Origin of the sequence: Streptomyces sp. NPDC002838, from assembly GCF_040295365.1 — a bacterium.
Lineage (GTDB): Bacteria > Actinomycetota > Actinomycetes > Streptomycetales > Streptomycetaceae > Streptomyces.
In genome coordinates this window covers 231,145-252,539 of sequence record NZ_JBEOVF010000006.1, presented here as the reverse complement: position 1 = coordinate 252,539, position 21,395 = coordinate 231,145, and the positions used below count along the sequence as shown (strand labels likewise).

Here is a 21,395-nt window from a genome sequence, read left to right as displayed (position 1 = left end):
CCGAAAAGCGTCAGTTGGCGAAGACGGTGACGCCGTCCTCGGTCGCGTGCTTCGGCTCCAGCTCCTCTGCCTCGTGGGTGAGCGCGTTCCGTCGTACGACGACCACCAGCGCGCCCACGACCGCGGTGACCGCCGCGACCACGAACGGGACGTGGATGTCGGTCCACTCCTCGATCTTCGGCGCGAAGTAGGGCGCGGCGGCGGCCGCGAACCACCGTACGAAGTTGTAGCCCGCGCTCGCCACGGGGCGCGGCGCGTCCGAGACGCCCAGGGCGAGCTCGGTGTACACCGTGTTGTTCACGCCGATGAAGGCGCCGGACAGGATCGTGCACACGATGGCGGCGGTGTGGCTGCCGTATCCGAGGACGAGCACGTCGATCGCGAGCAGCACCAGCGAGCCGCCGAGCACCTTCAGCGAACCGAACCGCTCCTGCATGCGCGGCGCCACGACCACCGAGAAGACGGCGAGCAGCACGCCCCAGGCGAAGAACACCGCCCCCGACTTGTACGGCGTCATGTCCAGCACGAACGGCGTGAAGGCCAGCACGGTGAAGAACGTGTAGTTGTAGAAGAACGCCGAGACCGCGGCGGAGGCGAGGCCGCCGTGGCCGAGCGCCTTGATCGGGTCGAGGAGCGAGGTCTTCCGGGCGGGCTTCGGCTGCTCCTTCAGGAACGCCGTGATGCACAGGAAGCCGACCGCCATCAGGAACGCGGTGCCGAAGAAGGGGTAGCGCCAGCTGGCGTCACCGAGCAGCGCGCCCAGCAGGGGGCCGCACGCCATGCCGAGGCCGAGGGCGGACTCGTACAGCAGGATGGCGGCCGCGCTGCCTCCGGCCGCCGCGCCGACGATGACCGCGAGGGCGGTGGAGACGAAGAGGGCGTTGCCCAGCCCCCAGCCGGCCCGGAAGCCGACGAGTTCGCCGACGGAGGTCGAGGTCCCGGAGAGCCCCGCGAAGACCACGACCAGCGCGAGGCCGAGCAGCAGGGTCCTGCGGCCGCCGATGCGGCTGGAGACGAAGCCGGTGACCAGCATCGCGATCGCGGTGATCAGGAAGTACGAGGTGAAGAGCAGGGAGACCTGGCTGGCGGTGGCGTTCAGGCCCGAGGCGATGGACGGCAGGATCGGGTCGACGAGTCCGATGCCCATGAAGGCGACGACGGACGCGCCGGCGGTCGCCCATACGGCCTTCGGCTGCCGCAGGATGCCGCCGGCTCCCGTTTCTCCCGCGACTCCCGTGTCGAAGGGGTCCTGGGTTGCTCCCATCACGTTCTCCCGTCCCTACGAGGTAGTTGGTATATACACACAATAAGTTAGAGTGGCTAATTAATGCAAGCTACATGTTGTTCCCTTTGGTGAACGACTTCCGCCCGGACGGGTGATCGTCCTTGACGTGGCGGAGCAGGGGTAGGACCGTGGGGCTCTATGAGGGGCGAACCCAGTTGCCCGAAGTGTGGTGGCCGGGTCAGGGCTCCCGGACTCTTCGCCGATACCTGGCAGTGCGATGTGCACGGCACCGTGCATCCGGTGCAGCCCGTGATCCCGCCCAGCGTCGAGGCCCTCGAAGTCGTGGTGCACCGCACGCAGGTGCCGGTGTGGATGCCGTGGCCGCTGCCGGTCGGCTGGCTGTTCACGGGCGTGGCCTGTGCGGGCGACGACCGCAGCGGCGGGCGCGCCACAGCTGTGGCCTGTTCCGGACCCGGCCCGATCGGCGGCATGGGAGAGCTGATCCTGATCGCCGAGGAACTCGGCGTCGGCCTCGGTGCGCGGTACGCGGGCATCGACGGCCCGGACCCGGGACCGTACATGAGCGTGGAGAAACCGCCCCAGGCCAAGGTCCTGGCCGCCGGGCGCCCGACCCCGCTCTGGCACGTCTCCGCCACCCCGGACGACCGCGCCGTCTTCGCGGGCGAGGCGCTCGGGATGTGGCTGTGGGCGGTCGTGTGGCCCGAGCAGTCGGGGCTGCTGATGTACGACGAGCTGGTGCTGACGGATCTGCGGGATGCGGGGGCGGAGGTGGAGCTGGTGCCGTGCGGAGCGCTTTCGCCGCGCTTGCTTGGGCCGTAGCGGTTCGCCGTGGGGGTATGGGGTTTGGGGCGGCTGCGGGTTGTTCTGGGCTGGTCGCGCAGTTCTCCGTGCCCCTTTGGGGCATTGTGCGTAGGGGGTGCACATGTGCTGCGGGTGTGACAGGGGAGCTTGAAAGTCTGGTTATCCTTTGAGCGTTCCCTTCCGTTCCGTCGTTCTGGAGTCCGCGTCGTGCGCATCGATCTGCACACCCACTCCACCGCCTCCGACGGTACGGACACCCCCGCCGAGCTTGTGCGCAATGCCGCCGCGGCCGGTCTGGACGTCGTCGCGCTGACCGATCACGACACCACCCGCGGACACGCCGAGGCGATCGCCGCGCTGCCGGCGGGGCTCACTCTCGTCACGGGCGCCGAGCTGTCCTGCCGTATCGACGGTGTGAGCATGCACATGCTGGCCTACCTCTTCGACCCCGAGGAGCCGGCGCTGCTCGCCGAGCGTGAGCTGGTGCGGGACGACCGGGTGCCGCGGGCGCGGGGCATGGTGGCCAAGTTGCGGGCGCTGGGCGTGCCGGTCAGCTGGGAGCAGGTGGCGCGGATCGCGGGCGACGGCTCGGTGGGGCGACCGCATGTCGCGACCGCCCTTGTCGAGCTGGGCGTCGTACCGACCGTGAGCGACGCGTTCACGGCGGACTGGCTGGCCGACGGAGGCCGGGCCTTCGTGGAGAAGCACGAGACCGACCCGTTCGAGGCGATCCGGCTGATCAAGGGCGCCGGCGGGGTCGCGGTGTTCGCCCACCCGGCGGCCGCCAAGCGGGGCCGCACGGTGCCGGAGTCCGCGATCGCGGAGATGGCCGCGGCCGGCCTCGACGGCATCGAGGTCGACCACATGGACCACGACGCGGACACGCGTGCGCGGCTGCGGGGCCTGGCCAAGGAGCTGGGGCTGCTGACGACCGGGTCCAGCGACTACCACGGCAGCCGGAAGACGTGCGTGCTCGGGGAGAACGTGACGGATCCCGAGGTGTACGGGGAGATCACGCGGCGGGCGACCGGGGCCTTCCCGGTGCCGGGGACCGGCGGATTCTGAGCCTCACGTCCTGACGTCCACGTTCGCTCCCTTCTCAGCAAGGCCTCCTCTGTCATGTTCGACCTCGCCGTCTTCGGCTCTCTCTTCCTGACCCTTTTTGTCATCATGGATCCCCCCGGGATCACCCCGATCTTCCTCGGGCTGACCGCCGGCCGACCGGCCAAGGTGCAGAAGCGGATGGCGTTCCAGGCCGTCTGTGTGGCCGGCGGCGTCATCACCGTCTTCGGGCTTCTCGGGCATCAGATCCTCGACTACCTGCACGTCTCCGTGCCCGCGCTGATGATCGCGGGCGGGCTGCTGCTCCTGCTGATCGCGCTGGACCTGCTCACCGGCAAGACGGACGAGCCGAAGCAGACCAAGGACGTCAACGTCGCCCTCGTACCGCTGGGCATGCCGCTGCTGGCCGGGCCGGGCGCGATCGTGTCGGTGATCCTGGCCGTGCAGAAGGCCGGCAGTGTCGCGACGCAGGTGTCGGTGTGGTCGGCGATCCTCGCCATCCACCTCGTGCTGTGGCTGGTGATGCGCTACTCGCTGCTGATCATCCGGGTCATCAAGGACGGGGGCGTGGTCCTGGTGACACGGCTCGCGGGCATGATGCTCTCCGCGATCGCCGTGCAGCAGATCATCAACGGGGTCACCCAGGTGGTGCAGGGGAGCTGAGTCCCACCGGGACTCCGGTACGCGCAGAGCCCCCGTACGACACGAAGCCGTACGGGGGCTCTGAAACCTGTATGGGATCCTGGCGTTACGAGGCCGAGTTCTCGGCCGGCCGGATCCACAGCCGCTGCCCGATCGAGGCAGCCTGCTGAACGATACGGTTGACGGAGGCGGCGTCCACAACGGTGCTGTCCACGGCCGTGCCGTCGACGTCGTCGAGTCGCATGATTTCGAAGCGCAAGGCTTCTCCCTTCGTCTGGTCATCCTCCTGAGGAGAACTACTTGGTGGATGGCCCACGGAGCGTCGATGCCCCGGGTTCCGTATGTAGTCAACGAGCTGTGCGTTACAAACATTCCCTACGCTAAGGAAATTTTTCGAACGGCTAATTACTGACCGGTTAGCCACTTGGGCAGGACTGACCGGGACCGGTTGTGTTCGCAGCGTGACCGCCGGGAGAATGGTAGGTGATGAACGACGACCTCGCGGCCCTCAGCGCCCGCATCGACCGCACCAACGAGTTGCTCCAGCGCATGCTCGCCGAGGTGGCGAAGACGCCTTCGACCCATGCGATCTTCGTCGACGCGGGATACCTGTACGCGGCCGCGGGACGCCTGGTCGCCGGGACGGAGGACCGCCGTGCCTTCGAGCTGGACACCGAAGGGCTCATCGAGGCGCTCATCGACCGTGCCCGCACCATCTTCGCGGACAGCCGGCTGCTGCGGGTCTACTGGTACGACGGCGCGAGACGCCGCATCCACACGGCCGAGCAGCAGTCGATCGCCGAACTCCCGGACGTGAAGGTCCGGCTGGGCAACCTGAACGCCAACAACCAGCAAAAGGGCGTCGACTCCCTGATCCGCTCCGACCTGGAGTCCCTCGCCCGCCACCGCGCCATCAGCGACGCGGCGCTGCTCGGCGGCGACGAGGACCTGGTCTCGGCGGTGGAGGCGGCGCAGGGGTACGGCGCGCGCGTCCACCTGTGGGGCATCGAGGCACCGGAGGGCCGCAACCAGGCCGAGCCCCTGCTCTGGGAGGTCGACAGCCAGCGCACCTTCGACCTCGACTTCTTCAAGCCGTACGTCTCCCGGCGCGCGGCCCCCGCCTACGAGGCGACTGCGGCCCGCCCCACCCGCGAGGACGTCCGTTTCGTCGGCGCGCAGATCGCGGCGAAGTGGCTGGCGGCGAGGGGCCGCGACTCGCTGGTGGAGCTCCTGCCGGGCCACCCGTATCTGCCCGGGTCGGTGGACCAGGACCTGCTGGTGGAGGCGGAGGGCATCCTGCAGTACTCGCTCCGCGGCCAGGCGGACCTGCGCCGGGTCCTGCGGGACGGCTTCTGGGAGCACTTGCAGACGCAGTACTAGCGGTTTGTTTTCGTCACGCTGTCCCAGAAGTCGGCGAGGGCGCGGGCGGTCGGCAGAGGCTGGTCCGTGTTGGGGGAGTGCTCGGCACCCGGAATGACCGTCCGGCGCGCCCCCAGCCGTACGGCCATGCTGTCGAGCAGCGTCACCGGCCAGGTGTCGTCGTGTGCGCCCGACAGGACGTGGAACGGGAGCGGTACGGCGGCGAGTTCGGCGACACGATCCGGCTCTGTACACAACTGACGTCCCGTGGCGAGCAGTTGGGCGGGCTTGTTGCCCAGCCAGCGGCGACGCAGCTGCTCCATGCCGCCGATGCCGCGGGCCGGGCCGCCGACCTCCTCGGGCGGCCCCATGGCCCGGATGGCCTCCCACACCGCGGCCATGCTCATCACGGCGAGCGCGTCCCGCAGCAGCTTCACGCGCTGCTGCTGGGAGTCGGAGATCTGCGCCGGGCCCGACGCGACGAGGGTGAGCGAGAGGAAGGGGGAGTGATCGAGCAGGACGGCGGCACGGGCGATCTGCCCGCCGAGGGAGTGCCCGACCAGATGCACCGGCGCGCCGAGGGCACCGGCCTGAACGAGCACGTCCCGCGCCAATTCGTCCTGGGCGTAAGCGGCTTCGTCGTCCTCGGGCCCATCGGACTCGAACTGCCCACGCCCGTCCACGGCGACGACCCGGTACCCGCGCGCGACGAGCGGCTCGTGCAGCAGCGTGAAGTCCTCCTTGCTGCCGGTGAACCCGGGCAACATCAGGGCGACACCCTTGGGTTCGATGCCAGGGGGCACGGGGGAGTCGACGACGGCGAATTCACCGCGGGGGGTGCGCAGTGGGTAGGCCTGGGCGCCGGGGGGTGGAGTGAAGGCGGGCTGGCTGCTCACGGGGGGAGGGTATCGGGTGGGGGTGTCTCTTGGGGGAGCGAGTCGGGTGGCCGGGTGGGCATAGGCCCGGGGGTCCAGGGGGCGGAGCCCCTGGCGGGGTCGAAGGGGCGGAGCCCCTGGGGATGGGACGGGTAGGGGCGGCGGGGGCGAGAAACCCCCGAAACGCCAACGGCCCGGCCCACACAAGGTGAACCGGGCCGTCGTAAGGCAGGAGATCAGCTCTCCGCAGCCTCCGTGGCTACCGCGGCCTTACGGGCACGCCGCACCTTGGGCTTCACCTCAGCCGCATCTCCCGACGCTTCCGCCGCCACCGCCGCCTTACGGGTACGCCGACGCGGCGCAGCCTCCGGCTCCTCAGCGGCCTGCGCCGGAATGTCGGCCGCGAGTCCGGAAGCCGCAGGCGCGGCAGCCTTGCGAGTACGTCGACGCGGCTTGGCCTCCGCAGCCTCCGCGTCCGTCGGCTCCGCCACCTTGGCCGCAGCGGCCTTCCGAGTACGACGGGGCTTGGCCTCAACACCCTCGGCGCTGTCGACGGCAGCTTCAGCAGCCGCCGCGGTCTTGCGCGTGCGCCGGGGCTTGGCCGCCGTACCTTCCGCACCCTCGGCCGTGTCCACGGCGGCGTCGGCCGACGCCGCGGCCTTCCGGGTGCGGCGCGGCTTCGCCACTTCGGCCGTCGCCGAGGCCGGAGCCGACTCCGGCTCCTGAACCGTCTGGGCCGGGATCTCGGCCGTGACGGCCGCGGCGGGCTCCGCGGCCTTGCGCGTACGGCGACGCGGCTTGGCCTCCGTGGCCTCGGCGGTGTCGAGAGCGGCCTCGGCGGTGGCCGTAGCCGCGGCCTTACGGGTCCGTCGACGCGGCTTGGTCTCCGCGGCCTCCGTGGCCCCCGCGTCCGTCGCCTCCGGCGCGGCCGCGGTGGCACCCTCGGCGTTGTCGACGGCAGCCTCGGCCGCGGTCGCCGCCTTGCGCGTCCGGCGACGCGGCTTGACGACGGAAGCCTCGGGCTCCGACACCGCCGTCACCTCTGCCGTCTCCGGCACCACCGAGACCGGCTCGGAAATCTCCGCTGCCGTCGGCTCGGTCACCGCGGGCTCGCCCGAAGTGACCGTCGCCGCCGCGGACTTGCGGGTCCGGCGGCGGCGCGGCTTGGCCGTGTCCTCGGGGGCGTCCGGAGCCGTACCCTCGGCCGTCGCCACGGCGGACTCCGCGGCCTGAGGCGTCTCGGTCACGACGTCCACCGCCGGCACCGCCTCCGCCGCCGCTCCGCCACGCGTGCGGCGACGGCGGCGCGGCGTACGGGTCGAGGTGGCGTCGTCCGCCGCGGTGGTCTCCTCCGGAGCGACCGCCTCGGAGGGCGCCGTCGCGTCCAAGGCCGCCCCACCGCGCGTACGACGACGGCGACGTGGCGTACGGGCCGGACTCTCACCTTCGGCCGACCGGGACTCGCCCCGGTCTCCGCGCCCGCTCCGGTCTCCGCGCCCGTCCCGGTCTCCGCGACCGCTCCGGTCTCCGCGACCGCCCCGGTCACCGCGACCACGCGCACCACGGCCGCCCGGCTCGCCCAGGTCCTCCATCTCCTCCGCGGCGAGCCCGGCACGCGTGCGCTCGGCGCGCGGCAGGACGCCCTTCGTACCCGCGGGGATGTTCAGCTCCTCGTAGAGGTGCGGGGAGGTGGAGTACGTCTCCGGCGGATCGTTGAACTTCAGGTCCAGCGCCTTGTTGATCAGCTGCCAGCGCGGGATGTCGTCCCAGTCGACGAGCGTGATCGCGATGCCCTTGGCGCCCGCGCGGCCCGTACGGCCGATGCGGTGCAGGTACGTCTTCTCGTCTTCCGGCGACTGGTAGTTGATGACGTGGGTCACGCCCTCGACGTCGATGCCGCGGGCGGCGACATCGGTGCAGACGAGGACGTCCACCTTGCCGTTGCGGAAGGCTCGCAGGGCCTGCTCGCGGGCGCCCTGGCCGAGGTCGCCGTGGACCGCGCCGGACGCGAAGCCGCGCTGCTGCAACTGGTCGGCGAGGTCCGCCGCCGTGCGCTTGGTACGGCAGAAGACCATGGCCAGTCCCCGGCCGTCGGCCTGCAGTATGCGCGCGACCATCTCCGGCTTGTCCATGTTGTGCGCGCGGTAGACGTACTGCGCGGTGTTCGCGACCGTCTTGCCCTCGTCGTCCGGCGCGGTGGCGCGGATGTGGGTGGGCTGCGACATGTAGCGGCGCGCGAGGCCGATGACCGCGCCCGGCATGGTCGCCGAGAACAGCATGGTCTGGCGGCGGGCCGGCAGCATGTTGATGATCTTCTCGACGTCGGGCAGGAAGCCCAGGTCGAGCATCTCGTCGGCCTCGTCGAGGACGAGGCACCGGACGTGCTTGAGGTTCAGCTTCTTCTGCCCGGCGAGGTCGAGCAGGCGGCCCGGGGTGCCGACGACGACGTCTATGCCCTGCTTGAGGGCCTCGACCTGGGGCTCGTACGCCCGGCCGCCGTAGATGGCGAGTACTCGGACGTTGCGCACCTTGCCCGCGGTCAGCAGGTCGTTGGTGACCTGCGTGCACAGCTCGCGCGTGGGGACGACGACGAGTGCCTGCGGGGCGTCGGTGAGGGCCTCGGGCTTGGCGCGCCCGGCCTCGACGTCGGCGGGAACGGTGACGCGCTCGAGGAGCGGGAGGCCGAAGCCCAGCGTCTTGCCGGTGCCGGTCTTGGCCTGGCCGATCACGTCCGTGCCGGAGAGGGCGACGGGGAGCGTCATCTCCTGGATGGGGAAGGGGGTGATGATGCCGACGGCTTCGAGGGCCTCGGCGGTCTCGGGAAGGATCCCGAGCTCTCGGAAAGTAGTCAGGGTGCTGCCTCTTCTGTGTGTGCGGCGCGAGGCGAGCTCGGGGGTCGTCTAGGACCGTGCTGGGGACGTCGACTGCCTTACGGGCGAGCCGTATGGCACGGGACCACTGCCGACGCTCTAGCGCTCGAACCGCTGAGGGTCCCCCTCCGGACTCCGTACGCACAGTGCCGTACGGACGGGAGGGCTGTCGGGTCGGAGCCGATCGGGCCACCGACCGGGCATCCTCATAACGTGCGGCCCGTCGAGTACGTCAGAGTACTCAGCGGGCGCATTACCACCATACCCCGGAATCGCGCACATGCGATGGCCGATTTGGTCACGTAGTGGTCGTCACACTGATTGACCAGGGACTTCCGGCGCGCGGCGGGCGGGCTATTGTGCGCTTCATGACGACCTCTGACAAGCCTGAGAACGCCTCCGACGCAGCTGCCGAACACACCGGGGTCGCAGCCCAGGACTGGGCGCGGGCCTCCGCCGATCCGCAGTACCGGGCCGCGGTCGTGGACCTGCTCGGCGCGCTCGCGTACGGGGAGTTGGCGGCCTTCGAGCGGCTCGCGGAGGACGCCAAGCTGGCGCCGACGCTGGCGGACAAGGCGGAGCTGGCGAAGATGGCGTCGGCCGAGTTCCACCACTTCGAGCAGTTGCGCGACCGGCTGACGGAGATCGGCGAGGAGCCGACCCGGGCGATGGAGCCGTTCGTCGCCGCGCTGGACGGCTTCCACAGGCAGACGGCGCCCTCGGACTGGCTGGAGGGGCTCGTCAAGGCGTACGTCGGCGACTCGATCGCCAGTGACTTCTACCGCGAGGTCGCCGCTCGCCTCGACTCGGACTCCCGGGAACTCGTCCTGGCCGTGCTCGACGACACCGGGCACGCCGGCTTCGCCGTCGAGAAGGTGCGCGCGGCGATCGACGCGGACCCGCGCGTGGGCGGGCGGCTCGCGCTGTGGGCGCGGCGGCTGATGGGCGAGGCCCTGTCGCAGTCCCAGCGGGTCGTCGCCGACCGGGACGCGCTGTCGACGATGCTCGTGGGCGGTGTCGCGGACGGCTTCGACCTCGCCGAGGTCGGCCGGATGTTCTCCCGGATCACCGAGGCACACACCAAGCGGATGGCGGCGCTGGGGCTGGCGGCCTAGGTCTTCTCTCCGGGCTTGCCGGGGTGCCGCCTGGGCCTGCCAGTACGCCGCCTGGGCCTGCCGGTGCGCCGAGGTCGGCGAAGGCTCAGGCGGTCGCCGACCGCCGGCGGAGTCTTCCCGCGGGGCGCAGCAGCAGGGAGAGCGAGGCCGCGGAGACGATCGTGGCGCCGACGAGGATCAGCAGGGCGTTGCCCGCGTCCAGCGCGCCGTGCGTGAGGAAGGCCCCGAACAGGGCCCCGGCGATACCGGTCGCGATGACCAGGGAGCGGGCCGGCATGCGGTGGGACAACCGGTGGATCGCCGCCCCCGCCAGGGCGAGACCGAGCAGGGCGGAGCCGAGCGCTTCCAAGAACATGTTGGGGTCCCTCCCACACGGCCACACTGCGCGTTACGGTCGTAGCCCGTCTTACCCGTGACCTGCGGAATCCAATCCTCAGCTGTGCGCTACTTGTGCGCCAAATGTGAAGAAACGCAAGTGGAGAAACACACGCGGAAACCGGAAGGGCCCGGCGACGGAAAATCGCCGGGCCCTCTCGCCGCGTAGGACTACGCGGATGACTACAGCGCGCCGAAACCCACCTTGCGCGGGGCCGGCTCGCCGAGCTCGACGTAGGCGAGGCGGTCCGCCGGGACCAGGACCTTGCGGCCGTGCTCGTCCACGAGGCTCAGCAGCTGCGACTTGCCGGCCAGCGCCTCGGACACCGCCCGCTCGACCTCCTCGGCACTCTGACCGCTCTCCAGAACGATCTCGCGGGGCGCGTGCTGCACGCCGATCTTGACCTCCACGGCTATGTCCCTCCGACGGTCAGTGAAGTGCGCGACCTTCCGCGCTGTACTCCGCACACATTAGCCCGGTGAGGGGACGTACACGCTCCGGGCAAGAACGCCAGGAGCGAACAGTCGGCGGGAACAAACGCCCAGTACGCGCGTGTGCGGGTCAGTGGTGGTCCGTGCCGTGCAGCGGGAAGCCGGCGATGCCGCGCCAGGCGAGTGAGGTCAGCAGCTGGACCGCCTGGTCGCGCGGCACGCTGCGGTCGCTGTGCAGCCAGGAGCGGGCCACCACCTGGGCGAGCCCGCCCAGGCCCGAGGCCAGCAGCATCGACTCGGCCCGCGACAGGCCGGTGTCCTCGGCGATGACGTCGCAGATCGCCTCGGCGCACTCGTTCGTGACCTTGTCGACGCGCTCGCGCACCGCGGGCTCGTTGGTCAGGTCCGACTCGAACACCAGGCGGAAGGCGCCGCCGTCGTCCTCGACGTAGGCGAAATAGGCGTCCATGGTCGCCCGGACGCGCTGCTTGTTGTCGGTCGTCGACGCGAGCGCGTTCCGGACGGCCTGGATCAGGGACTCGCAGTGCTGGTCCAGCAGCGCGAGATACAGGTCGAGCTTGCCCGGGAAGTGCTGGTAGAGCACCGGCTTGCTGACGCCGGCGCGCTCGGCGATGTCGTCCATCGCGGCCGCGTGGTAGCCCTGTGCCACGAAGACTTCCTGGGCGGCGCCCAGCAGCTGGTTCCGTCGGGCACGGCGCGGCAGGCGCGTGCCTCGCGGGCGTGCCGCCTCTGTCTGCTCGATGGCTGTCACGCCGCCTCCCAAAGTCGTCCACATGCGGTGTGCGCCGCGCGGCCATCGTACTTTTCGGTAACCCTGCTGTGCGCGGTGCGAGCGGAGAATTTCACGGACCGGACGGTGACGAATACGGTGCAGGGCGCTTCAAACAGGGACGGAACGGGCAGTGAATACGCCGCCCCTGCTCAGAGGTGGTCTCTGGGGTACGTCACCGATAGTCGTCCTCGTCGATGGAGACCACGCGGGCCTGTTCGATGAGATCGGCCTCGTTGGCGCGGTCCGGGTCGACGCCGGTCAGCGGGTCGTCGCGGTCCGGCGCGACGTCCGTGTGCTGCTCCGCCGCGTCGACCTCGGGGGCCTCGACGTCGAACTCCTCGGCCTCCTCGGTTTCGTCGTCCACGAACGTCTCCGGGTCGGTGGGGTCAACGGCCATGGTGGGCTCCCTTCCTAGAACATCCCTGAGTGGAACAGGGGGCCACATGCGGGTGCCCTGCGTACGAGCCTAGGAGACACCCGATCTGTACGCCATTGATCTGTACGCCATCGATCCGAGCGCCTGTCCGCAGTGATGCATGTCGCTTTTCTGTGCAGGTGTCTGTATTGCCCCGAGATGGATTCGAGATTGATTCGAGCGCTTGTCTGTGACGGCGAACACGTGAATCACTGCGTGATCGTCTCGTAACATTGCCGCATGTCTTCGACCGAGCTGCCGTCCGTGCTGCCCGCCAATGTGCTCCCCAAGGTGGCACCCGTCAGGGTCGCGGAGGGCGAGCGCCTCAGGTCGGTGGGGCTGCCGGGGATCACGCTGACGGTGCGGTCGAGGCCCCCCGCGCGCGAGGGGCTGCCGCCCGCGCTGTACGTCCACGGCCTCGGCGGTTCCTCGCAGAACTGGTCGGCGTTGATGCAGTTGCTGGAGGACGCCGTCGACGGCGAGGCCGTCGATCTGCCGGGCTTCGGCGACTCCCCGCCGCCGGACGACGGTGACTACTCGCTCACGGGGCACACGCGCGCGGTCATCCGTCATCTCGACGCCTCCGGGCGCGGACCGGTGCATCTCTTCGGGAACTCCCTCGGCGGTGCCGTCTCCACGCGGATCGCCGCGGTGCGGCCCGATCTCGTACGGACCCTCACCCTGGTGTCGCCCGCCCTGCCGGAAATCCGCGTCCAGCGCTCGGCCGTGCCGACGGGACTGCTGGCGGTGCCGGGGGTGGCCGGGGTCTTCACGCGGTTCACCAGGGAGTGGACGGCGGAGCAGCGGGTCCGGGGGGTCCTGGCCTTGTGCTACGGCGATCCCGGGCGGGTGGCGCCGGAAGCGTTCCGCCATGCCGTGGAGGAGATGGAACGGCGGCTGCAATTGCCGTACTTCTGGGACGCGATGACACGCTCCGCGCGCGGGCTCGTGAACGCCTACACGCTGGGCGGCCAGCACGCGCTGTGGCGCCAGGCCGAGCGCGTCCTCGCGCCGACCCTCCTGGTCTACGGCGGCCGGGATCAGCTGGTCGGCTTCCGCATGGCCCAGAAGGCGGCCCGAACTTTCCGCGACTCGCGCCTGCTTACCCTGCCGGAGGCGGGACATGTGGCGATGATGGAGTACCCGCAGGCGGTGGCCTTGGCGTTCCGGGACCTTCTCGCGGAAACGCGGGCCTCCGGCGGTGCGGCGGCTGCCTCCGGCGGCTCCATGTCCTCCGGGGGCGGGGCGACCGGCTCCGGAGGAGAGACGGTAGCCTCCGGCGGTGGGCAGGGTGGCTCCGATGACGGGGCCGGAATATCGGGCACGACGAACGCAGGGAGCTGAGTCGCGACGTGGGACGCCACAGTCGACGTGGACCTGCTACCAAACGTGTCCCCAAGGGCGACAACACGGACATGACGGGCCGGAGCCGGCCTCCGGGCCCGCCGACCGGTCAACAGGCGCCACCGATGGGCGGGACGCCGGGGTACGGCGCGGCCGCGCAGGGGTTCCCGAGGCCCGCGGACGGTCCGCCCGCGCGTGGGGTGCCGCGTTTCGCCGACGGGACGCCCGCGCATGGGGTGCCCCGTCTGCATGACGGGACGCCCGTGCGCGGGGTGCCACGCCTTCCCGACGGCACGCCTGCCCGTGGTGTTCCGCGCATGGCGGACGGTACGCCCGCGCACGGCACCCCCCGGTTTCCCGACGGGACCCCCGCCAGTGGCGTCCCGCAGGTTCGGGGTGGGCATCCCGAACAGCGTGAAACCGGTGACGGCTGGGGCGAGTTGAGCGGGCGGGCCGGTGCCGGGTACGGCAGGCCGGGGCCCGTGATACCGCGTCAGAGGTCGGCGCCACCGAGAGGGGCCGGGCCGCGGCAGGACTATCTCGACGCCTTCGAGGCGGACGACGACGTCTTCGCGCCCCGGAGGTCCTCGGCCCAGGTCTCCACGCACGCCGCCGACCCGTACGGGTCGGTCACCGCCTGGCCCACCGGGACCGGCGGCGACGGCATCGATGACGACGACGCGCCGCCGACCGGCGAGCCCGTCCCGGGCAAGGGTGGCAAGGGGCGGACGTTCACCGGGATCGCGGCCGCCGCCGTCACCACCGTGCTGGCCGTCGTCGTGGCCGGTCAGGTCACGAGCGGGCGGGACGACACCGCCGTAGAGTCGCAGTCCGCCACCGACCAGGCCCGGGACGCCCGTGACTCCGCCTCGCGCGGGGAGAGGCGGCCGACGCCCGCCGAGTCGCCCGGCGTGGCGGCGCTGACGTACGAGCAGAAGATGGACAAGACGTACGCGCTCAGCGCCACGCTCAAGGGCTCGGGGAAGTTCGACGCGACGGCGGGGATCGACCAGGCGCCCGGCACCGGGCAGAAGTACACCTACCGCGTGGACGTGGAGCAGGAGCTCGGTCTGGACGGCGAACTCTTCGCCGAGGCCGTGCAGAAGACGCTCAACGACGACCGCAGCTGGGCCCACAACGGCGCCCGCACCTTCGAGCGCATCCACTCCGGCAAGCCCGACTTCGTGATCACGCTCGCCAGCCCCGGCACTACCGCCGACTGGTGCGCCAAGTCCGGTCTGGACACCACCGTGGACAACGTGTCGTGCGACTCGGCCGCCACCGAACGCGTGATGATCAATGCGTATCGATGGGCGCAGGGATCGGAGACCTATGGTGATCAGATCCATGCGTACCGGCAGATGTTGATCAACCATGAGATCGGTCACCGGCTCGGTTACAGCCACGTCACCTGTGACAAGGACGGCGATCTCGCCCCGGTCATGCAGCAGCAGACCAAGTTCCTCGACCATGACGGAATCCGGTGTCGAGCCAACCCCTGGGCCTATCCGCGGAGTTGACACAGGCCGTGACATGACGGCCTGTGTTCGCCTGATCTCCTAGCGCGACAAAACGCGAACCGCACGCGAAAGTTACGACCGTTCACCCCTTTTGGTGGTGCGATGGACAACCGTCCGTCGCGCCACCGCCTTGTCCGCATACGTTCGTCCCGCTGCGAGCCGTCGAGACAACGGCGGCTCCCCATACGGGAGATCGGGGGTGCGCTCGTGCGCATCGGACTGCTTACGGAGGGTGGCTATCCGTATCTGAGCGGTGATGCCAGGCTCTGGTGCGACCGGCTCGTGCGCGGGCTCGAGCAGCACGAGTTCGACATCTACGCGCTCAGCCGCAGCGAGCGCCAGGAGGGCGAGGGCTGGATCCCGCTGCCGCCCCAGGTCAGCAGGGTGCGTACGGCACCGCTGTGGACGGCGGAGGACGACGGGGTCGTGTACGGGCGGCGCGCGCGCCGGCGGTTCGCCGAGTGCTACGGCGACCTGGCCGCCGTGCTGTGCGCGGGAAGCGGCGCGACCCCCTCGGACGAGGCATCGGTCCCTGAGGCGGACCGTTTCGCCAGCGCCCTGTACGGGCTCGCCGAACTCGCCCGTGACGAGGGTGGATTGGTGGGAGCGCTCCGCTCCGAGACCGCCGTACGCGCCCTGGAGCGCGCCTGCCGAGCACCGGGCGCCCTGCGCACGGCGCGCGAGGCGCGCGTACCGGATCTGCTCACCGTCGCGGCACAGCTGGAACGCGCCCTGCGCCCCCTCTCACTCGACTGGTACGAGGACGCCGGCCTCGGCTCGGTCGACCTGTGTCACGCGGCGTCCGGCGGTTTCGCCGCCCTGCCCGGCCTGCTCGCGCACCACTTCTGCGGCGTACCGCTGCTGGTGACGGAGTACGGCGTGCGGCTGCGCACCCACTACCTCACCGCCACGGAGGCCTCCCCCGCCGTACGGGCCCTGCTCACCGCCTTCCACGGCAGGCTCGCCGCCGAGATCTACGACCGGGCCGCGATCGTCACACCCGGCAACGCGCACGCCCGCCGCTGGCAGGAGCGCTGCGGCGCCGGCCGCGAGAAGCTCCGCACGGTCTACCCGGGTATGGAGGCCGCCCACTTCGCGGAGGTCGGCGAGTCGCCGGAGTGCGCGGACCCGCACGCCTTGGTCTGGGTCGGCCGGGTGGAACCGGCCAAGGACCTGGTGTCACTGCTGCACGCCTTCGCCGAGGTCCGCAAGGCGGAGCCCAAGACCCGCCTGCGGATCGTCGGCGCGCCCTCGGGCCCGGAAGGCGCGGCCTACCTCGGCCACTGCAAGGCCCTGGCCGCGCAGCTCTTCCCGGACGAGGCGGAGGGCCCGCACGCCGTCGGCGAGAATCCGGTCTCCTTCGAGGAGGTCGGCGGCCCGGAGCTGTTGACCCTCGCCGACGCGTATGCCGCGGGTGCCGTGACCGTCCTGTCCAGCGTCGTCGAGGGCTTCCCGATCAGCCTGGTCGAGGCCATGTTCTGCGGCCGCGCGACGGTCTCGACGGACGTCGGTGCGGTCGTCGAGGTCATCGGCGGCACCGGACTCGTCGTGCCCCCGCGTAATCCGCGGGCGCTCGCCGAGTCCTGCGTCGCGCTGCTGCGCGACCCCGAGCGCCGTACGCGCCTGGGCGCCGCCGCCCGCGCCCGCGCGCTCGAGTTGTTCACCGTCGAGCAGAACATCGCGGCATTTCACAGCCTTTACCTGGAAATCGTCTCGCGCACCCCGGTCCGGCGCGTCGCCCTCGACGAAACCGGCGCGCCCCTGCCGTTCGCCACCCCCGCCGAGGCTCACGTACCGGGCCGCTGGACCGGCGGTAGCGCGCGCGTCGTGGCCCGCGGCGGCCCCGGCTGGGCCGCGGGACCGCCGGTACGGGCCACGGCACCGGTCCCCGCCAGGGAGGGCGCGTGATGAGCGAACCGGACCGCCCCGGTGCGTGGGACGCACGGTCGGAGGACTGGCTCGGGACGGAAACGGACGTACAGGCCTCCCAAGCACCGACCGGGACCACCCGCGGCCACACGGCGACCACCACCCGCCCCACCACCGCCCGCCGTACCGCCGCCGACCCCGTCAAAGCCCTGATGCACCGCCACCGCGAACTGTGCGAACGAGCCGTGGACCCGCTGGAGATCGCGGCAGGCCTGGAGGCCCACGGCATCACGGACCGCACCGCGGCACGCTTCCGCCACCGGGACGTCTTCTCCCTCGCCGAGGAGATGTACGCCCGCGTCGCCCGCGGCGACGACACACCCCCGCGCCCCAGACCTCAGCCCAGCCCCACTTCTCGCGCCTCCTGGGCCCTGCTCACCCTGCTTCCAGGAGCCCTGTGTACAGCCACCGTGATCGCCCTGCGCCTCACCCAGGGCCAGACCCGTCTCACCGTGGCCGCCACCGGCACCCTCGCCGTCGCCCTGGCCCTGCGCGCCGCCCTGGCCCGCGGCCCACTCAGCACCACAACCCGCACCCGTACGAGCAGCACCTGGACGTACTGGCTCATCGCCTACGCCCTCCTCGGCGACGGCCTGCTCCACGCGGCCCTCGCAGGCGGCCCCGACGGCCTCCCCGACGGCACTCCGGACGCGCCCTGGTCCCTGACCACCGCCCCCGTCCTGGCCCTCACCCTGTCCTGCGCCCCCGCGGCCTGGATCGCCCACCTCTTCACCACAAGAGCCCGCCGCAAACTGACGGTCAGCCGAGGCCTGGCGGACTTCGCCGCCTCCGTACGCCCCCTGCTGCTCGCCACGTTCACCCTGTTCCTCGGCGCCCTCACCGCCCTCGTGGCGGCCTGCGGCGCGGCCCTCAACGAGCCCGCCCCCTACGCCCAGACCACCACCCTGGGCGCCCTCCTGCTCCTGGCCCGCCTCCTCACCACGCACGGCTTCACCCACGCCCCGAAGGTCATCCTCACGGCCACAGCCACCACCCAGGCAACGGCCCTCGCCATGATCTTCACAGCCCGCCTCCCCGGCTGCGACGCCCTGGCCACCCCCATCCAGGCCCTCACCGACACCTGGGGCCCGGGCAGCATCCAGTCACTCACCTGCGGAACAGGAGCACTGATCCTCCTGCTCCACACAACCCGCAGACTCACCCGGGCATCGGCCCACGCACCGAGGGAGAAGCCGTGCTGACCCGGCGGCCGAAGCTCCCACGGCGGGACAGTCGCCCACGGCGAGAAGGGGACGTGCCGGGGGGTGTCCGCCCGCAGCGGTTGGCGCGTCACCCCGGCCGCGTCGGTGAGAGACCGACTCCGCGCCGTTCCGAGGACGGACATCCCCCGGCGCGGCCCCGACTCATACGACCGCCGTAGGCGCAGCGCGCACCCCCACACACCCGCACAGGCCGCCGCAGGCATCCGCACCCGGCCCCACCGCCGGAGGCACAACGCACCCGGCCCGACCGCCGGAGGCACAACGCACCCGGCCCGACCGCCGGAGGCACAACGCACCCGGCCCCACCGCCGGAGGCACAACGCACCCGGCCCCACCGCCGGAGGCACAACGCACCCGGCCCGACCGCCGGAGGCAACCCCCGAAGGAGACCCCAAATGATCACCTCCCGACCCGACGACACCTCGGCCCCGGGAGCCGCCCGATGAGAGTCCTGCTGATCGGAGCCAACGGCTACCTCGGCCGCTTCGTCGCCGACCGCCTGCTCGCCGACCCGGCCGTCCAGCTCACCGCCCTCGGCCGCGGCGACGACGCCGACGTCCGCTTCGACCTCGCGTCCGGCAGCCCCGGCGCCCTCACCCGCTTCCTCGACGCGGTCCACCCGGGCGTAGTCATCAACTGCGCGGGCGCCACCCGCGGCGGCGCCCGCGAACTCACCCGCCACAACACCGTCGCCGTAGCCACCGTCTGCGAGGCCCTGCGACGCAGCGGCTGCGGTGCCCGCCTCGTGCAGATCGGCTGCGGCGCCGAGTACGGCCCCAGCCAGCCCGGCTCCTCCACCGCGGAGGACGCCGTTCCCCGCCCCGGCGGCCCGTACGGCGTCAGCAAACTCGCCGCCACCGAACTCGTCCTCGGCTCCGGCCTGGACGCCGTGGTACTGCGGGTCTTCTCCCCGGCAGGCCCCGGCACCCCCGCCGGCTCCCCGCTGGGCCGCCTCGCCGAGGCCATGCGCCGCGCCATGCAGTCCGGGGACGGCGAGCTCAAGCTCGGCGGTCTCGGCGCCCAGCGCGACTTCGTCGACGTCCGCGACGTCGCCCGCGCCGTGCACGCCGCCTCGCTCTCCGCCGCGCAGGGCATCATCAACATCGGCTCGGGCCGCGCCGTCCGCCTCCGTGACGCCGCCGCGGTCCTCGCCCGCGTGGCCGGATACGCCGGCGCCCTCCACGAACTCGACGGCCCGCCCGGCCCGCTGAGGGCGACCATCGGCCACCCCCGCACCGATTCGGACCACGCGGCCCCGGTCGCGTACCCGTACCCCGACGGCTGCGGCAGCTGGCAGCAGGCCGACGTGCGCACCGCACGCGACCGGCTCGGCTGGCGCCCCCGGATCAACCTCGAGGAGTCCCTCGCCGACATCTGGATGGAGGCGGCATGCCGTATCTGACCAGCACCACACCCGGCACGGCGAGCACCGACCTGCGTACCGGCTTCGGCATCCCCGGTTTCGCACACCCCCTCGTCGCCCCGGCCGAATGGGCCGAACTCACCCGTCCCGGCACACCCTTGCACTGGGTCGTCCTCAACGTCGCGAACGGCCCCGGTGACCGCCCCGACCCGCACTGCCTGGAGGCGGCCGGCCGCCTGCGCAACGCCGGCATCCGCGTCCTCGGCCACCTCGACGTCACCCACGGAGCCCGCGACTTCGGCCAGGTGATCTCCGACGCCCACCGCTACCTCGACTGGTACCGGACCGACGGCTTCTTCCTGGACCGCTGCCCGACCGAACGGGCCACGCTCCACGAGATCCGCCGCACCGTCACCACACTCCGCGCGATCCGTGACGATGCCCACATCGTCCTGGGCCACGGCACCCACCCGTACCCCGGTTATGCCGAGAACGCCGACCAGTTGGTCACCTTCTCCGGTCCATGGAGCGACTACCGCTGGTCGCAGGTGGCCGAGTGGACCGCCGACTACCCGCCCGACCGCTTCTGCCACTTCGTGCACGGAGTCCCGCGCGGCCACCTCGACGAGGCCCTGCGCATCGCCCGCTGGCAGGGTGCCGCGACGATCTACTTCACCGACCGCACGGCCTGCGGCGGTCGTGGCGACCCCTGGGAGACCATGCCCGGCTACTGGGACGAAATCGTCTCGCGGATCGGAACGTGTGTCTCGGAATGAAGAAGGCCATGGCAGTGTTACGACGAGAACAACCGTAGTGATTGACCGACCAACGGAGTCCCCGTGTCGCTGCCACCCCTGGTCGAGCCGGCCCCCGAGCTCACCGTAGACGAGGTCCGTAGGTACTCCCGCCACCTGATCATCCCCGACGTCGGGATGGACGGGCAGAAGCGGCTGAAAAACGCCAAGGTGCTGTGTGTGGGCGCCGGCGGCCTGGGCTCGCCGGCGCTGATGTACCTGGCCGCCGCTGGCGTCGGCACGCTCGGCATCGTGGAGTTCGACGAGGTCGACGAGTCGAACCTGCAGCGCCAGATCATCCACAGCCAGGCCGACATCGGCCGCTCCAAGGCCGAGTCCGCGCGCGACTCCGTCCTCGGCATCAACCCGTACGTGAACGTGGTCCTTCACGAGGAGCGGCTCGAGGCCGACAACGTGATGGACATCTTCAGCCAGTACGACCTGATCGTCGACGGCACGGACAACTTCGCGACTCGCTACCTGGTCAACGACGCCTGCGTGCTGCTGAACAAGCCGTACGTGTGGGGTTCGATCTACCGCTTCGACGGCCAGGCCTCCGTCTTCTGGTCCGAGCACGGCCCCTGCTACCGCTGCCTCTACCCGGAGCCCCCGCCGCCGGGCATGGTCCCCTCCTGCGCCGAGGGCGGCGTCCTGGGCGTGCTGTGCGCGTCCATCGGCTCCATCCAGGTCACCGAGGCCATCAAGGTCCTCACCGGCACGGGCGAGCCGCTGGTCGGCCGCCTAATGATCTACGACGCCCTGGAGATGCAGTACCGCCAGGTCAAGGTCCGTAAGGACCCCGACTGCGCGGTCTGCGGCGAGAACCCGACCGTCACCGAGCTCATCGACTACGAGGCCTTCTGCGGCGTCGTATCCGAGGAGGCCCAGGAGGCGGCCGCCGGCTCGACGATCACTCCCAAGCAGCTCAAGGAGTGGATCGACGACGGCGAGAACATCGAGATCATCGACGTCCGTGAGATCAACGAGTACGAGATCGTCTCGATCCCGGGCGCCAGGCTGGTCCCGAAGAACGAGTTCCTCATGGGGACCGCCCTGGAGACCCTTCCTCAGGACAAGAAGATCGTCCTGCATTGCAAGACGGGTGTCCGCAGTGCGGAAGTCCTCGCCGTTCTGAAGTCCGCGGGCTTCTCCGACGCCGTGCACGTCGGCGGTGGCGTGATCGGCTGGGTCAACCAGATCGAGCCGCACAAGCCGGTGTACTAGGCCGCACCCGGCA

General features: G+C 71.2%; 20 protein-coding genes. 12 read left to right on the top strand and 8 right to left on the bottom strand.

All coding sequences use genetic code 11. The features are described from left to right. Positions 1-10: 10 nt before the first annotated feature. Complete coding sequence (locus ABT063_RS11255) at positions 11-1,264, bottom strand: MFS transporter (RefSeq protein WP_351056979.1); 1,254 nt, start codon at positions 1,262-1,264, stop codon at positions 11-13. Between the two features lie 159 nt (positions 1,265-1,423). Here ABT063_RS11255 and ABT063_RS11250 point away from each other — a divergent pair, with 159 nt between their 5' ends. The 3 genes from ABT063_RS11250 to ABT063_RS11240 all read left to right on the top strand — a co-directional run bounded on the left by ABT063_RS11250 (position 1,424) and on the right by ABT063_RS11240 (position 3,772). Further along, on the top strand, positions 1,424-2,065 hold the full coding sequence (locus tag ABT063_RS11250) for a DUF6758 family protein (RefSeq protein ID WP_351056978.1): 642 nt from the start codon (positions 1,424-1,426) through the stop codon (positions 2,063-2,065). A gap of 189 nt (positions 2,066-2,254) precedes the next feature. Then, a complete protein-coding gene (locus ABT063_RS11245) occupies positions 2,255-3,112 on the top strand; it encodes a PHP domain-containing protein (protein ID WP_351056977.1) in 858 nt (285 codons plus the stop codon). 54 nt (positions 3,113-3,166) lie between these two features. Beyond that, complete coding sequence (locus tag ABT063_RS11240; protein ID WP_351056976.1) at positions 3,167-3,772, top strand: MarC family protein; 606 nt, start codon at positions 3,167-3,169, stop codon at positions 3,770-3,772. Between the two features lie 85 nt (positions 3,773-3,857). On the opposite strand, the gene ABT063_RS11235 is transcribed toward ABT063_RS11240, so the two are convergent. Continuing rightward, the gene (locus ABT063_RS11235) at positions 3,858-4,010 is read right to left on the bottom strand and encodes a DUF8834 family protein (RefSeq protein WP_351056975.1); all 153 of its coding nucleotides are present in this window, start codon (positions 4,008-4,010) and stop codon (positions 3,858-3,860) included. Positions 4,011-4,237: 227 nt separating this feature from the next. Between ABT063_RS11235 and ABT063_RS11230 the strand changes: the two genes are divergently transcribed. Further along, on the top strand, positions 4,238-5,131 hold the full coding sequence (locus tag ABT063_RS11230) for an NYN domain-containing protein (RefSeq protein WP_351056974.1): 894 nt from the start codon (positions 4,238-4,240) through the stop codon (positions 5,129-5,131). Here the strand turns inward: ABT063_RS11230 and ABT063_RS11225 are convergent. Both ABT063_RS11225 and ABT063_RS11220 read right to left on the bottom strand, forming a co-directional pair. After that, on the bottom strand, positions 5,128-6,006 hold the full coding sequence (locus ABT063_RS11225; RefSeq protein ID WP_351056973.1) for an alpha/beta fold hydrolase: 879 nt from the start codon (positions 6,004-6,006) through the stop codon (positions 5,128-5,130). The two genes, ABT063_RS11230 and ABT063_RS11225, sit on opposite strands and share 4 nt — an antisense overlap. A gap of 215 nt (positions 6,007-6,221) precedes the next feature. After that, positions 6,222-8,747, bottom strand: coding sequence for a DEAD/DEAH box helicase (locus tag ABT063_RS11220; protein WP_351056972.1), 2,526 nt, complete (start codon positions 8,745-8,747; stop codon positions 6,222-6,224). Positions 8,748-9,214: 467 nt separating this feature from the next. On the opposite strand from ABT063_RS11220, the gene ABT063_RS11215 reads away from it, so the two are divergent. Continuing rightward, complete coding sequence (locus ABT063_RS11215) at positions 9,215-9,970, top strand: ferritin-like fold-containing protein (RefSeq protein WP_351057050.1); 756 nt, start codon at positions 9,215-9,217, stop codon at positions 9,968-9,970. 85 nt (positions 9,971-10,055) lie between these two features. Here ABT063_RS11215 and ABT063_RS11210 read toward each other — a convergent pair whose 3' ends face one another. From ABT063_RS11210 to ABT063_RS11195, 4 genes are all read right to left on the bottom strand, one after another. Beyond that, a complete protein-coding gene (locus tag ABT063_RS11210) occupies positions 10,056-10,325 on the bottom strand; it encodes a hypothetical protein (protein ID WP_351056970.1) in 270 nt (89 codons plus the stop codon). A 203-nt stretch (positions 10,326-10,528) separates the two neighbouring features. Beyond that, positions 10,529-10,756, bottom strand: a complete 228-nt coding sequence (locus tag ABT063_RS11205; protein ID WP_019754243.1) for a DUF3107 domain-containing protein — start codon at positions 10,754-10,756, stop codon at positions 10,529-10,531. Positions 10,757-10,907: 151 nt separating this feature from the next. After that, positions 10,908-11,549 (bottom strand): TetR/AcrR family transcriptional regulator, encoded by a 642-nt coding sequence (locus tag ABT063_RS11200; RefSeq protein WP_095749057.1) that lies wholly within the window; start codon positions 11,547-11,549, stop codon positions 10,908-10,910. A 193-nt stretch (positions 11,550-11,742) separates the two neighbouring features. After that, on the bottom strand, positions 11,743-11,967 hold the full coding sequence (locus ABT063_RS11195; protein WP_351056969.1) for an Rv3202a family protein: 225 nt from the start codon (positions 11,965-11,967) through the stop codon (positions 11,743-11,745). A 258-nt stretch (positions 11,968-12,225) separates the two neighbouring features. On the opposite strand from ABT063_RS11195, the gene ABT063_RS11190 reads away from it, so the two are divergent. The 7 genes from ABT063_RS11190 (at position 12,226) to moeZ (ending at position 21,382) form a co-directional block, all read left to right on the top strand. After that, a complete protein-coding gene (locus tag ABT063_RS11190; protein ID WP_351056967.1) occupies positions 12,226-13,329 on the top strand; it encodes an alpha/beta fold hydrolase in 1,104 nt (367 codons plus the stop codon). Positions 13,330-13,337: 8 nt separating this feature from the next. Further along, positions 13,338-14,849 carry a DUF3152 domain-containing protein gene (locus ABT063_RS11185; RefSeq protein ID WP_351056965.1) on the top strand — a complete coding sequence of 504 codons (1,512 nt, stop codon included), beginning with the start codon at positions 13,338-13,340 and terminating at the stop codon, positions 14,847-14,849. Between the two features lie 207 nt (positions 14,850-15,056). After that, the gene (locus ABT063_RS11180; RefSeq protein ID WP_351056964.1) at positions 15,057-16,757 is read left to right on the top strand and encodes a DUF3492 domain-containing protein; all 1,701 of its coding nucleotides are present in this window, start codon (positions 15,057-15,059) and stop codon (positions 16,755-16,757) included. Beyond that, on the top strand, positions 16,757-17,980 hold the full coding sequence (locus tag ABT063_RS11175) for a hypothetical protein (protein ID WP_351056963.1): 1,224 nt from the start codon (positions 16,757-16,759) through the stop codon (positions 17,978-17,980). Before ABT063_RS11180 ends, ABT063_RS11175 begins: the two co-directional genes overlap by 1 nt. 463 nt (positions 17,981-18,443) lie before the next feature. Then, positions 18,444-19,403: an NAD-dependent epimerase/dehydratase family protein gene (locus tag ABT063_RS11170; protein WP_351056962.1), complete on the top strand. Its 960-nt coding sequence runs from the start codon at positions 18,444-18,446 to the stop codon at positions 19,401-19,403. Next, on the top strand, positions 19,391-20,140 hold the full coding sequence (locus tag ABT063_RS11165; protein WP_351056961.1) for a spherulation-specific family 4 protein: 750 nt from the start codon (positions 19,391-19,393) through the stop codon (positions 20,138-20,140). The genes ABT063_RS11170 and ABT063_RS11165 overlap by 13 nt, the downstream gene beginning before the upstream one ends. A gap of 63 nt (positions 20,141-20,203) precedes the next feature. Continuing rightward, entirely contained in the window at positions 20,204-21,382 is a 1,179-nt protein-coding gene (moeZ, locus tag ABT063_RS11160; protein ID WP_351056960.1) for an adenylyltransferase/sulfurtransferase MoeZ, read from the top strand. Positions 21,383-21,395 lie beyond the last annotated feature (13 nt).

What these genes read in the sequence shown, in the direction of transcription:
- ABT063_RS11195 (WP_351056969.1), bottom strand. Translation starts at nt 11,967, where the DNA reads ATGGCCGTTGACCCCACCGACCCGGAGACGTTCGTGGACGACGAAACC.
- ABT063_RS11190 (WP_351056967.1), top strand. Translation starts at nt 12,226, where the DNA reads ATGTCTTCGACCGAGCTGCCGTCCGTGCTGCCCGCCAATGTGCTCCCC.
- ABT063_RS11165 (WP_351056961.1), top strand. Translation starts at nt 19,391, where the DNA reads ATGCCGTATCTGACCAGCACCACACCCGGCACGGCGAGCACCGACCTG.
- ABT063_RS11250 (WP_351056978.1), top strand. Translation starts at nt 1,424, where the DNA reads ATGAGGGGCGAACCCAGTTGCCCGAAGTGTGGTGGCCGGGTCAGGGCT.
- ABT063_RS11230 (WP_351056974.1), top strand. Translation starts at nt 4,238, where the DNA reads ATGAACGACGACCTCGCGGCCCTCAGCGCCCGCATCGACCGCACCAAC.
- ABT063_RS11240 (WP_351056976.1), top strand. Translation starts at nt 3,167, where the DNA reads ATGTTCGACCTCGCCGTCTTCGGCTCTCTCTTCCTGACCCTTTTTGTC.
- ABT063_RS11210 (WP_351056970.1), bottom strand. Translation starts at nt 10,325, where the DNA reads ATGTTCTTGGAAGCGCTCGGCTCCGCCCTGCTCGGTCTCGCCCTGGCG.
- ABT063_RS11255 (WP_351056979.1), bottom strand. Translation starts at nt 1,264, where the DNA reads ATGGGAGCAACCCAGGACCCCTTCGACACGGGAGTCGCGGGAGAAACG.
- ABT063_RS11175 (WP_351056963.1), top strand. Translation starts at nt 16,757, where the DNA reads ATGAGCGAACCGGACCGCCCCGGTGCGTGGGACGCACGGTCGGAGGAC.
- ABT063_RS11220 (WP_351056972.1), bottom strand. Translation starts at nt 8,747, where the DNA reads ATGACGCTCCCCGTCGCCCTCTCCGGCACGGACGTGATCGGCCAGGCC.
- ABT063_RS11170 (WP_351056962.1), top strand. Translation starts at nt 18,444, where the DNA reads ATGAGAGTCCTGCTGATCGGAGCCAACGGCTACCTCGGCCGCTTCGTC.